This window comes from Zoogloea sp., assembly GCF_044344315.1.
Lineage (GTDB): Bacteria > Pseudomonadota > Gammaproteobacteria > Burkholderiales > Rhodocyclaceae > Zoogloea.
The window spans coordinates 1-11,845 of sequence record NZ_JBIJDC010000134.1 but is presented as its reverse complement, the minus strand read 5'-3'; the positions used below and the strand labels follow the sequence as shown (position 1 = coordinate 11,845).

At 63.1% G+C, this 11,845-nt stretch carries 13 protein-coding genes and 1 other RNA gene; 5 read left to right on the top strand and 9 right to left on the bottom strand.

Annotated features, from left to right (window positions below; translation table 11 throughout):
• The first annotated feature begins 107 nt into the window (after positions 1-107).
• From ACIQ09_RS19965 to ssrA, 4 genes are all read left to right on the top strand, one after another.
• Entirely contained in the window at positions 108-836 is a 729-nt protein-coding gene (locus ACIQ09_RS19965; protein ID WP_398313801.1) for an OmpA family protein, read from the top strand.
• 130 nt (positions 837-966) lie between these two features.
• Positions 967-1,662: a bifunctional 2-polyprenyl-6-hydroxyphenol methylase/3-demethylubiquinol 3-O-methyltransferase UbiG gene (gene ubiG / locus ACIQ09_RS19960; protein ID WP_398313799.1), complete on the top strand. Its 696-nt coding sequence runs from the start codon at positions 967-969 to the stop codon at positions 1,660-1,662.
• Entirely contained in the window at positions 1,655-2,311 is a 657-nt protein-coding gene (locus ACIQ09_RS19955; protein WP_398313797.1) for an HAD-IA family hydrolase, read from the top strand. The genes ubiG and ACIQ09_RS19955 overlap by 8 nt, the downstream gene beginning before the upstream one ends.
• 58 nt (positions 2,312-2,369) lie before the next feature.
• Positions 2,370-2,735, top strand: a transfer-messenger RNA (tmRNA) gene (gene ssrA / locus ACIQ09_RS19950).
• Positions 2,736-2,811: 76 nt separating this feature from the next.
• Here the strand turns inward: ssrA and ACIQ09_RS19945 are convergent.
• The 9 genes from ACIQ09_RS19945 to ACIQ09_RS19905 form a co-directional block, all read right to left on the bottom strand.
• A complete protein-coding gene (locus ACIQ09_RS19945) occupies positions 2,812-3,264 on the bottom strand; it encodes a DUF192 domain-containing protein (RefSeq protein WP_398313795.1) in 453 nt (150 codons plus the stop codon).
• Positions 3,265-3,316: 52 nt separating this feature from the next.
• Positions 3,317-3,967 (bottom strand): rRNA large subunit pseudouridine synthase E, encoded by a 651-nt coding sequence (locus tag ACIQ09_RS19940; RefSeq protein WP_398313793.1) that lies wholly within the window; start codon positions 3,965-3,967, stop codon positions 3,317-3,319.
• A gap of 64 nt (positions 3,968-4,031) precedes the next feature.
• A complete protein-coding gene (locus ACIQ09_RS19935) occupies positions 4,032-5,204 on the bottom strand; it encodes a fatty acid desaturase (protein WP_398313791.1) in 1,173 nt (390 codons plus the stop codon).
• 106 nt (positions 5,205-5,310) lie between these two features.
• Positions 5,311-6,642, bottom strand: a complete 1,332-nt coding sequence (locus tag ACIQ09_RS19930) for a mechanosensitive ion channel family protein (RefSeq protein ID WP_398313789.1) — start codon at positions 6,640-6,642, stop codon at positions 5,311-5,313.
• Positions 6,608-7,237 carry a phospholipase D family protein gene (locus ACIQ09_RS19925; RefSeq protein WP_398313787.1) on the bottom strand — a complete coding sequence of 210 codons (630 nt, stop codon included), beginning with the start codon at positions 7,235-7,237 and terminating at the stop codon, positions 6,608-6,610. The genes ACIQ09_RS19930 and ACIQ09_RS19925 overlap by 35 nt, the downstream gene beginning before the upstream one ends.
• Positions 7,237-8,496, bottom strand: coding sequence for an RsmB/NOP family class I SAM-dependent RNA methyltransferase (locus tag ACIQ09_RS19920; RefSeq protein WP_398313785.1), 1,260 nt, complete (start codon positions 8,494-8,496; stop codon positions 7,237-7,239). The genes ACIQ09_RS19925 and ACIQ09_RS19920 overlap by 1 nt, the downstream gene beginning before the upstream one ends.
• A 62-nt stretch (positions 8,497-8,558) precedes the next feature.
• Positions 8,559-9,665 carry a DUF3108 domain-containing protein gene (locus ACIQ09_RS19915; protein WP_398313783.1) on the bottom strand — a complete coding sequence of 369 codons (1,107 nt, stop codon included), beginning with the start codon at positions 9,663-9,665 and terminating at the stop codon, positions 8,559-8,561.
• A 7-nt stretch (positions 9,666-9,672) separates the two neighbouring features.
• Entirely contained in the window at positions 9,673-10,317 is a 645-nt protein-coding gene (purN, locus tag ACIQ09_RS19910; RefSeq protein WP_398313781.1) for a phosphoribosylglycinamide formyltransferase, read from the bottom strand.
• A gap of 7 nt (positions 10,318-10,324) precedes the next feature.
• A complete protein-coding gene (locus tag ACIQ09_RS19905; RefSeq protein ID WP_398313779.1) occupies positions 10,325-10,972 on the bottom strand; it encodes a DedA family protein in 648 nt (215 codons plus the stop codon).
• A gap of 311 nt (positions 10,973-11,283) precedes the next feature.
• On the opposite strand from ACIQ09_RS19905, the gene ACIQ09_RS19900 reads away from it, so the two are divergent.
• Positions 11,284-11,845, top strand: a 562-nt coding sequence (locus tag ACIQ09_RS19900) for a glycosyltransferase family 2 protein (RefSeq protein ID WP_398313777.1), incomplete at its 3' end; no start/stop codon positions are given.

Here is an 11,845-nt window from a genome sequence, read left to right as displayed (position 1 = left end):
AATAAGCTCCGCCAATGAATTGGATATGCTGCCTGAGTTCATAGTGCACTTTGGCAGCCTGGATGAATCTTCCGGTTCTACCCCTTTGCCTTGCGACGAGGAAAACGATGATCAAACAAGCCAAAAAACAACTGCTGATGGCCGCTGCACTTGCCGCTCTCGGCCTGTCCGCCTCCGCCAGCTTCGCCAAAGATGTCGTCGTCGATACGAAAGGCGAAGTGCCTTACGTGATCGACTCCCGCGCTGTTGTGGCCCGCAGCGGTCACGACCTGTGCTGGCGCACCGGCTACTGGACCCCGGCTGCCGCCGCCAACACCATGGCCGGTGAATTCCCCGTCGGCTGCGAATGCGACAAGGACGTCGTTCCCCAAGAGAAGTGTGTGAAGGCTGCCGCCCCCGCCGCTGGCTCCAAGGCTGCCCCGCTGGCTGCCGCTCCGGCTCTCGTTGCCGAGAAGATCAAGCTGGCTGCCGACGCCCTTTTCGAATTCGACAAGGCTGTCCTGCTGCCCGCTGGCAAGGCCAAGCTTGACGATCTGGCTGCCAAGTCCAAGAGCGTGAAGCTCGAAGTCATCCTGGCCGTTGGCCACACCGACCGCATCGGTGGTGATGCCTACAACCAGAAGCTGTCCGAAAAGCGCGCTGCCGCCGTGAAGGACTACCTGGTCGGCAAGGGCGTCGAAGCCAACCGTGTTTACACCGAAGGCAAGGGCGAGAAGCAGCCCGTGACCGGTGACAAGTGCAAGAACCTCGGCAAGGATTCCGGCAAGAACAAGAAGCTGGTTGAATGCCTGCAGCCGGACCGTCGCGTGGAAATCGAAGTGATCGGCACCAAGTAATCGCCGACACCAAGTATCCTGCAAGTCCTCAAAAAGCCCTGCCCAGCAGGGCTTTTTGTTTTTCCGCAGACCGGCCTCTCGCCCTACAATCTCGACCTGACTTCACGAATATCCGAAAACGCCTCACGCCATGAATGCCGATCCCGCCGAACTGCAAAAATTCAGTGACCTCGCCCACCGCTGGTGGGACCCCGAATCCGAGTTCAAGCCCCTGCATCAGATCAACCCCCTGCGCCTCGACTGGATTGACAACACAGTCGGCCTGAGCGGAAAGAAAGTGGTGGACATCGGTTGTGGCGGCGGCATCCTTGCGGAATCCATGGCTGCCCGCGGCGCGGAGGTGACCGGCGTAGACCTCTCCGAGAAGGCCCTCGGCGTTGCCCGCCTGCACCTCTACGAGAGCGGCCAGACCGTCAGCTATCGGCACATTTCAGCAGAAGACATCGCCCAGGAATCGCCCGCAAGCTTCGACGTTGTGACCTGCATGGAGATGCTCGAGCATGTGCCCGATCCGGCCAGCACCATCAGGGCATGCGCGACCCTGGTCAAACCTGGGGGCAAGGTCTTCTTCTCCACCCTGAACCGCAACCTGAAAGCCTACCTTCTGGCTGTTGTCGGGGCGGAATACATACTTAACCTGCTGCCCAAGGGCACCCACGAGTACGCCAAGTTCATCAAACCGTCCGAACTGTCTCGCTACGTCCGGGAAGCCGGACTGAACGTCGAAGAACTGCTCGGCATGGGCTACAACCCGTTGACCAAGATCTATGCTCTCGGTCTCGACACCGACGTGAACTACCTGATGTGCACGTCACGGAATGCCTGAAGCTGTCTTTTTCGACCTGGACGGCACGCTCGCCGACACCGCTCCCGACCTTGCGGGCGCCCTCAACCGCCTGAAGGCAGAACAAGGACTGGTACCCAGCCCGCTGGCCCAGCTGCGCCCCCAGGTATCAAACGGCGTGCGCGGGATGCTCGGAGTCGGGTTCGGCATCACGCCTGACGCCCCTCCCTACCCCGCACTTGCCGAACGCTTCCTGCATCTCTACGCCACCGCCCTCTGCGTCGAGACAAGACTTTTCGCCGGCATGGACGAGCTTCTCTCGCATCTTGACGATGCCGGGATAGCCTGGGGCATCGTCACCAACAAGGCCGAGCGCTTCGCCCGCCCCCTGATCGACGCCCTCGGCCTCACTGCCCGCTGCGCCTGCATTGTCGGTGGCGACACTGCCGCACGCCCCAAGCCCTTTCCCGACCCCCTTCTCCACGCCTGTATCTCGACGGGCATGCTCCCTGCCGACTGTTTCTATGTCGGGGACGACATCCGCGACATCCAGGCCGGCAAGGCGGCCGGCATGCGCACCGTCGCCGCCGCCTACGGCTACCTTGGAAGCTCGCCCCCCATCCCCACGTGGGACGCCGACGCCATCATTGCGCACCCGCTCGACCTACTCTCCCTGCTGGGAAAACACTGAGGGCGTGCTATCATCTTCATGTGATCAGGTAAAAACCTGAGCGCGGCAGTAAACACAAGGGGCCGACTTGGCTTCGACGTGGGTTGCAAAGCAGATCAGGGCATACCGAGGACCAGTTACCTCGTAAATCCACTGGAAATCTACAAACGCCAACGACGAGCGTTTCGCTCTGGCCGCTTAAGGCCTAAGCCACTGCACTGACAGGTCTCCTGGGTCAGATGGGGTCAAACCCGCCGCAGTGTCATTTACAGGGACTAGCAATGGATTCGGGTTACTTGGTCCGGCGCGAAACTCAAGGTGACTCGCTTGTGGTCGGCCTGCCGATTGGCTAAACCACGGGTTAAACCCAAATAGGTCGGCTAAGTATGTAGAACTGACTGTAGAGGACTTGCGGACGGGGGTTCGATTCCCCCCGGCTCCACCAATTCAACGCCAAGTGATTGACCTCACTTGGCGTTTTTCATTTTCCACACACCCAAGGACAAATCCTCCACGCCCCCTCAGCGGGCGACATCCACCAAGCGGGCCACGCCGTCGATCTTTTGCCCCGGCCTGACGCCCTTCTGACGGAACCAGCCCAGGTTCATTTCCAGAGCAAAGCGGGCCGGCTTGGCGGCGCAGTGATTGTCTTCGGTCTGGGGCTGCATGTCTTCGACGTTGAGGATGCGCCCCTCATCATCAAGGAAGGCGACGGACAGGGGCAGCAGCGTGTTCTTCATCCACATGCAGTGACGCTGGGGCTGGGTGAAGACGAACAGCATGCCCTGATTGGCGGGCATGCTGCGGCGTTGCATCAGCCCGGTCATGCGATTCTCCTGGGTGGCGGCCACCTCCGCTTCGATGCGGTACATGCCGGCCGAAAGCTCGGTACGGGGCATCGCAGACTGGGCGTGCACCGGGACGGAAAGCACAAGTGCGGCGAACAACGACACAGCAATGCGGAGCAGCGGCATGGCAATAACGATCCGGGAGAACGATGTGTGCGAACTTAGCATGAAACCGGTTTCAACTCCTGCGACGTGTGGGCCTCTGAGGGGGAGCCCCATCACGGCGGGATGAGGGGCGGGGCCGCGGGGAAGAGATCGATGCCGGGGTCGTCGGAGCCCCGGTGGGCTCCACGACGATCTGGCGCCACTCCCCGGGCGCAATCCCATCTAGAGACCAGCCCCCTATCCGCGCCCTGACAAGGCGCAGAGTGGGAAAGCCGACCTTCGCTGTCATGCGCCGGACCTGACGGTTCTTGCCTTCCTTCAGGACGATTTCAAGCCAGCAGGTGGGAATGGACTTGCGCTCGCGGATCGGGGGATTGCGCGGCCACAACCAGGCGGGTTCGCAGACCAGGCGGGCCTGGCAGGGCCGGGTGATGAAATCGCCCAGATTGACGCCCGCCCGTAGGGCCTCCAGCGCCGCCTCGTCGGGCACGCCCTCCACCTGAACCAGATAGGTCTTTGCCAGCTTGTGACGCGGATCGGCTATACGGGCCTGCAGGGCGCCATCATCGGTCAGCACGAGCAAGCCTTCACTGTCCGTGTCGAGCCGACCTGCTGCATAGACCCCTGGCACCGGGATGTAGCCGGCCAGCGTCTCGCGACCGGGTTCGCCGGTAAATTGACAAAGGACGCCATAAGGCTTGTTGAAGAGGATCAGCGTGCTCATGGGTCAGGCTCCAGAAACAACAAACCCGCCGGACCGGCGGGTTTGTCAGGCTGCGCAGATACGCTCAGACGGCGTAACGGCGCAGACGCAGGGAAAAGTCCTCCAGTTGCCGGATACCGCTTTTCTCGGCCCGGGCAATCCAGTCCTGCAGATCCTGAAGCAACTGTTCGCGAGTGGCGGTGGAGCGGGCCCATAGGGCGGTCAGCTCCTGGCGCATGGTCACGACAGTCTGCAAGCGGGAATTGGCCTGCAACACGGAGGCCAGGCGGGACTTCTCCTCGGGGGCCAGCTCGCTCTCGTCGGCAGCCAGCCAGCGGCGCAGCTCCGTGACGCTGAGCTTGTCGCCAGACTGAGCCTTGAGTGCGGCGAACTCCTCCTGCGCGATAAGCTTGAGAGAGTGCACGTAGCGGGTCATCACGTCGTAGCGACAGGTGATGATGGCCTGCAGCGTGTCGAAATCGGCCCGCGCCTTGGCAATCCCGAATTTCGGGGTGGGAATGGTCTTCTTGACCCGGGCCAGGCCGAGCATTTCGAGGATGCGAATGTACATCCAGCCGATGTCGAACTCGTACCAGCGGGCCGATAGCTTGGCCGATGTGGCAAAGCTGTGGTGGTTGTTGTGCAACTCCTCGCCGCCAATCAGGATGCCCCAGGGAAAAAGATTGGTGGAGGCATCTGCACAATTGTAGTTGCGATATCCCCAGAAATGCCCCAGTCCATTGATGACACCGGCCGCCCAGAAGGGAATCCACACCATCTGCACCGCCCAGATGAGCACGCCGGGCCAGACGCCGAAAAGAAGGATATCGGCCGCCAGCATGATCACGATACCGCTCTTGGGGTGGGCCGAGAGAATGTTGCGCTCGACCCAGTCGTCCGGCGTGCCATGCCCATAGCGGGAGATGGTCTCCCGATTGCGGGCTTCCTTAACGTAAAGGAGAACGCCAGTCCACAGCACCTTGTTAATGCCGTGGATCTGCGGGCTATGGGGATCTTCGGATGTCTCGCACTTGGCGTGGTGCTTGCGGTGAATGGCCGCCCACTCCTTGGTCACCATGCCGGTGCTCAACCACAGCCAGAAACGGAAAAACAAAGCCGGCAGGGGATGCAGATCAAGGGAGCGATGCGCCTGATGGCGATGCAGGAAAATGGTGACCGAGGCGATGGTCACGTGGGTCATCGCCAGGGTGACGACGACGTAGCCCCACCAGGGCATGTCAAGCAATCCGGAAAACATCAGGCCGTGCGTCCTTGTTCGAATAGTGCGCGAATTCTAGTCGAGCCCCCTCCCCAAACCAAGGAAAGTGCTCAAATATCCGGGCCTTGGCGTCTGTAGCACAGCTTTACTGTGGCTGAATCGAGACAGCGCCGCCCAGGGCTTCTATCGGCGCGGATGGGGCCGGGTTGAGGACACGGACCTCCCGCTGGGGAAAAGGGATCTCGATGCCCTCCTCCTTGAAGCGCCGCCAGATCTCCAGATTGATCGCCGAACGGATTCCCAGGGTGCCTTCTGTCGGGTCGCTGATCCAGAAGCCGAGCTGCAGGTTGATGCCGCTGTCGGCAAAAGCCTCCACAAAGGCGCCGGGCGCCGGATCGGTCATGACGCGGGGCTGATTGCGGGCAGCTTCTACCAGGATGGCCATGGCCTTCTCCAGGTCGGTCGCATAGCTCACCTGAACGGGCAAGGCGATGCGCACCTTGGGGTCAGTGAAGGTCTCGTTCTGCACCACCGCACCGACAAGGGTTTCGTTGGGCACAATGGATTCGATTCCGCTCATGCCCTTGAGCACCGTGTAACGGGTGGTGATCTGACTGACCACGCCACGCTCGTTACCCACCGAGATCAGGTTGCCCATGCGGATCGAGCGGTCCAGCAGCAGAATGAAGCCTGACACGTAGTTGGCGGCGATCTTCTGCATGCCCAGACCAAGCCCGACCCCCAACGCCCCGCCAAACACCGACAAGGCGGTGAGATCGATGCCCACCAGAGGGAGGCCGATTGAAACCGCAAGGATGATCAGCAGGGCCTTGGAGAGGCGTGCAAAAACCAGCTTGAGGTTGGCGTCCAAACCCTCGGTGTGCATCAGGCGGGCTTCCACCACGCCGGCCAGCCACAGGGCGATGAGCACGGTCAGCATCACCGTCATCAGGCCCTGCAGCAGCATCCACAGATTGACGCTGACCTTGCCGACGGGGAAGCTGATCTGCTCCAGCCCGTCGATGACCGCCGGCAGCACTCCGATGATGTGCAGGGCCACCACCACCCACGCACCAAAGGCAAAGAAACGTTCGAAGGAAGCCAGCCAGCCAGCCCGAGGGAAAGCCCGCTTGAGGGCATGGACAGTCAGCCTGATCACGGCCATGGCCATCAACAGGGGCACCGCGAGCTTGAGCAGATTGACGTGGTGCCACCGCTCGAGTGTGACCCGGGCCAAAGCCACGAGCAGCAGCGCCGACAGGGGAAAGACCACCCGCCGCAGCCCCTCCTCGCCGGCACCGCGCACATAACCAAGGTCGCCCGACTGCCGCCGGTGCAGCACCGCCTTGACCTGACGGGCAATCAGCCCGGCCATCAGCAGGCACACCACAAGCACGCCCACCTGCCAGAAAATTGCCGGCTTCTGGATGTCGTCCCACAGTTCAATCAGCAAGTGTGCGATCTGGTTCTCTTCCATCCTTTTTCCTCTTCCGTTCGGGCAGTTCGTCGAGACTGTGCAGCAATTGCGCTTCGGCCTTGTGACGCCGCCAATTGCCCAGGTAGGCCCTGACCAGCGCCGGGTTGCCGCGCAGGATCAACAGGTTTTCTGCATTGGCCACCCGCGCCGAGCGGGTGAAGTTGTACGACCCGGTCACCACCGCTCCACGCACCGTTGCCGGGTCGAAGAGCATGACCTTGTTGTGGGCGATGTTGTGACGAGTCTCCACCCACACCGGTACACCGGCAGCCATGAAGTCTGGCAGCCTGCTGGCCGATGCGGCGCGATTGCTTTCCGCGTCGAGCATCACCTCTACACGCACCCCGCGGCGGTGGGCGGCGATCAGGGCCCGGGCCAGGGGTTTGCTGGTGAATAGATAGGCCTGCACCAGAATCTGTTCCCGGGCATCGTCGATGGCCTTCAGCAGCGCCGCTTCACCGTCGCCCCACGGCGAGAAGATCACCTCCACCGTACCGGTGGCTGCCACATTGACCGACGGCTCGGGCGCAAGCGCCCCGACCGGGGCCGCCAAGGCCAGCGCCAGGCCGGCCAGCAGCCACCGCCAAGCCGGCATCAGGCCTTGCGCTCAAGCACGGCAGCAAAGAACCCATCGGTATCGTGGGCCAGCGGGGTCAGACGCAGCTGCTCGCCGCATTCAACGGCGATGCCCTGCTTGGCCAGCACTTCCTGGGCATTGACCAGCGCAAAGCCCTCGTTGGCAGCCAGGAAAGCCTCAACGATGGCTTCGTTCTCTTCGACCAGCAGACTGCAGGTGGCATACACGAGACGGCCACCCGGCTTCACCAGACGGGCTGCACTGGCGAGGATCGCAGCCTGCTTGACAGTCAGCTCGGCCAGGGCCTCGGGGCTCTGGCGCCACTTCAGGTCCGGGTTGCGACGCAGGGTACCGAGGCCGCTGCACGGCGCATCCACCAGTACCCGGTCGATCTTGCCGGCCAGACGTTTGACCCGCGGATCGTTTTCGCTGGCGATGACCACCGGATGGATATTGGACAGGCCGGAGCGGGCCATCCGCGGCTTGAGCTTGGACAGGCGCTTGTCCGACACATCGAAGGCATACAGGCGGCCGCTGTTGCGCATCAGGGCGCCCAGCAGCAGGGTCTTGCCACCGGCACCGGCACAGAAGTCCACGACCATCTCGCCGCGCTTCGGCTGCAGCAGGTAGCCCAGCAACTGGCTGCCCTCGTCCTGCACCTCAAAACTGCCATCGAGGAACAGCGGGTGTTTCTGCAGCGCCGGCTTGCCCTCGAGGCGCACGGCAGTGGGCGAGAAGCGGCCCGGCGCACAGGCAATGCCGTCAGCTTTAAGGCGTTCGATGAGGGCATCCCGATCAATCTTGAGCGTGTTGGCCCGCAGATCAAGGGGGGCCGGCCGGTTGAGGCTCTGGGCCAGCGCCACCAGTTGCTCCGGGCTCAGGGTGGCGAGCAGGCGTTCGGCCAGCCAGTCGGGCAGATCGGCCGACTCCGCCAGGGTCAGCTCACCGCTTTCGCGGCCCTTGATCTCGGTGAAGAAGTCGGTATCACGACCATGCAGGCCGTCACCCAGTTGGCGCAGGGTGGTGCCTTCGACACGCGCCAGCCAGGCCAGCACCAGGTGCCGGGTTGACGCTTCCGGGCCGCACAGGCGCTCAAGGGTGCGCTTGCGCCGGAGCACGCCGTACACGGCCTCGGCCACAAAAGCCCTGTCCCGCGCACCGAGCTCGCGCAGATCGCGGAAGTAGCGGGACAGCACCGAGTCGGCGGGGTAATCAAAGCGCAGCACGGAACGAAGGGCCTGGCTGGCGGACTGGATCTGGGCGGGGGTAATGGTCATGTGAATCCGATACGGGAAAATAACAGCCGGGCGCCACTGCACCCGGCAAACTGTCTGAACTGCTACTGGGGCGCGGCCCGTTTGCCCAGGTCCACGCCGGTGGCGACCTGGTCGAGCACATCGCCATTCTTGTCGGTGATCTTGAGACGCACCGGCAGGTTGGCGTAATCCCGGGCCAGCCAGATGTCGATCTTCAATTCGCCACGGTGACCCGTACTGCCGAGATGGTAGGCGGAAACGCGGCCCGCCGGCACCTCGATCTCCTCGATGCCGAGGTTCTCGATCACCGAACGCACCGCACTCTTGCCGGTCACCACCAGCAACTCGGCCTTCAACGGCCCCTCAGGCTGAAGGGACAGGTGGTGCATCAGGGACAGCACGTCCTGGTCGCCCTCGGCGATCGAGAACTCCCGCTGACGCTCTCCAGCCACCAGCACCACCTTGGCCGACGACCAGTCAAAGTCGGCCTGCTCACGCATCCGGCCATCCCGTTCGACAGTGAACTTCTCGGGTTGCAGGCCCCGAGGACCGATCCGGCCTTCGCTGCGCTGGACCATCCGGAACGGCTTGATCAGCCCCACCAGGCCCGAGGTCTCTATCACCGTCTCCATGGAGTAATGCTCCTGATCGTGGGTCCAGGCGTGGGTGGTACGACCGATGATGAAATTCTGCTCGCCACGGATCACGTTGTACTGGATCTTGCCTGATGCCGCCCACAGCTCGCCCAGGCTCGGCCCGGCGCCCTTGGCGGGCATTCCGCCGGCACCGCCCTTGCCGCTGCCGACGGCCCCGGCCTCGGCATCGGGGGGCGGGTCGGTGCGGCGGGCTGCATCCTGGCCATCGCCCTCATTGCCCGCCAGGACTGCGTCCGGCGCAAGCTGGGCCGCGGGAGCGGCTGAAGCCTGCGGCTCGGCCGCCTTGACCGGCTTGCGTGGCCGGGGGCGCGGACGGGGTGGCGGCGCATCGCCCAGAACCACACGCTTGCGATCCGGGCTCTTCAGGGTCGGCTGGGGCAGCGGTGTGAGGCGCGCATCCAGAGGAGGCAGCACGCTGGCCTTCTCGTTGGGAATTTCCCAGGCGGGCCCGAGCAGCACGAACAGATGCACGACCGCAGAGACAGCAATCGCAAAAACCAGGGTGCGGTCGTAACGCCCGGCGGCTGCGGCCATCGACGACTCAGGCCTCGACCGGCGGCACCGTCCAGCCGTCGGAGCCGGCGGGCTCATCCTTCACCCGCACCCCGCCTGCCTCGGTGAGCTGCAGGCGGCCTTCCACAAACCAGCGCACGGCCTGCGGGTAGATACGGTGCTCCTGCACCAACACACGGGCGGCCAGACTGTCCTCGTCGTCACCTTCCAGCACGGGCACGGCGGCCTGGATCACCACCGGACCGCAATCCAGGGTTGGAGTGACGAAATGCACCGTGGTGCCATGCACCCGCACCCCGGCCTCCAGAGCACGCCGGTGGGTGTGCAGGCCGGGGAAAGATGGCAGCAGACTGGGATGGATGTTGAGCAGGCGACCAGCGTAGCGACTGACGAAGGCATCGGTGAGTACCCGCATGAAGCCGGCCAGTACCACCAGATCCGGAGACAAGGCATCGATCAGGTCGGCCAGGGCCGCGTCGAAGGCCTCCCGGGTCGGGTAAGCCTTGTGATCCAGTACCCGGGCTGCAATGCCGTGACGGGCGGCAAACTCCAGACCGCCGGCGTCCGGCCGGTTGGAGATGACGGCGACAATGCGTGCACCGGGGATCTGCGCCCGGACGATGGCTTCCATGTTGCTGCCACGGCCGGAGATGAGAATGACAATATTCTTCATATCCTGCTCATCCCGCTACCGGCGCCCGCCGACTCTTCAGCCAGCCGATGAACACCGGAATCAGCGAGATGGCGATGATGCCCAGGATCACCACCGACAGGTTCTTCTTGACCACCGGCATGTTGCCGAAACCATAACCAAGCCAGGTCAACGAGAAGATCCAGATGCACCCACCGAGAAAGTCGAGGGCCACGAAGCGGCTGTAGGTCATGCGTGCCACGCCGGCCACGAAGGGCGCAAATGTGCGCAGCAGCGGCAGGAAGCGGGCAATGATGATGGTCTTGCCGCCGTGGGACTCAAAATAGGCGTGGGTCTTGTCAAAGGCCGCGCGATTGAACAGGCGGGAATTCTCCCAGCGGAACACCTTTGGGCCAATGCTATGGCCGATCCAGTAGTTGGTGTTGTCACCCAGAACGGCTGCCGCGAGCAGCACGCCACACAGCACATAGATGTCCATACCGCCAGTCGCCGCAAGGGCCCCGGCCACGAAGAGCAGGGAATCGCCGGGCAGAAAGGGGAAGATCACCAGGCCGGTCTCGCAGAAAATGATCAGGAAGAGGATTACATAGATCCAGGTGCCGTACTGGGCCGTCAGGGCTGCCAGGTGAACGTCCAGATGCAGGATGATGTCGATGAATTGAGTAAGCAGTTCCATTGCCGCGCCGCAAAAAAACGAGACCGCCATGATACCGGAGCAAGGCCGCTGCCGCTTGATGCGGGCGGTACATCCGGTAGCGTCAAGCGGTACGCTGTCACACGGAGGCAGCGCTCGATGGTGCAAACTTTGGCACCTCCCCGTCTCACGAGGGACATTTATCACACAAGGACAAATGCCTATCCATTAGTATTCGGGGCCAATCAACGACCCGTGTCGTGCACCTTCTGCCCCGCGCGCAACGCGGGCTCGCTGATGCGCGTCCAGCAGGGTGCCTCCCATCCGAGCTGACGAATCGACAGGTAACACAAATGAGTTCTCCCCGCGTTTCAGTCTGCATTCCCGCCTGGTGCGGAGGCAGCTTCCTAGAGGCTGCCGTTCAATCCGTCCTGGCCCAGACCTGGATCGACTTCGAACTGCTCGTCATCGACGACTGCTCACCCGACAACACCCCGGAGTTGATTGCCCCCTACACTTCCGATCCGCGCCTGAAATTCATCCGCAACGAGAAGAACCTGGGGCCTCAGGGCAACTGGAACCGCTGCCTCACGGAAGCCCGCGGCGAATACATCAAGATCCTGCCCCACGATGACCTGATCTCACCCGACTGCCTGGCCCGACAAGTCGCTGCCCTGGACGCACATCCGAACACGGTTCTTGCCTTCTCCAGCCGGCACATCATCGGAAAGGCCGACAAGCCCCTCTTCGTCAAGCGCACCCCGTGGGCCACGGGGCCGGTTACCGCCCGCGACGCCCTGCGCAAGTGCATCCGGGCCGGCACCAATGTGATCGGCGAACCGGGCGCCGTGCTGTTCCGCCGCAACACCGCCCACAAGGCAGGCCCTTTCGATGCCAGCATCCCCTATGTGCTTG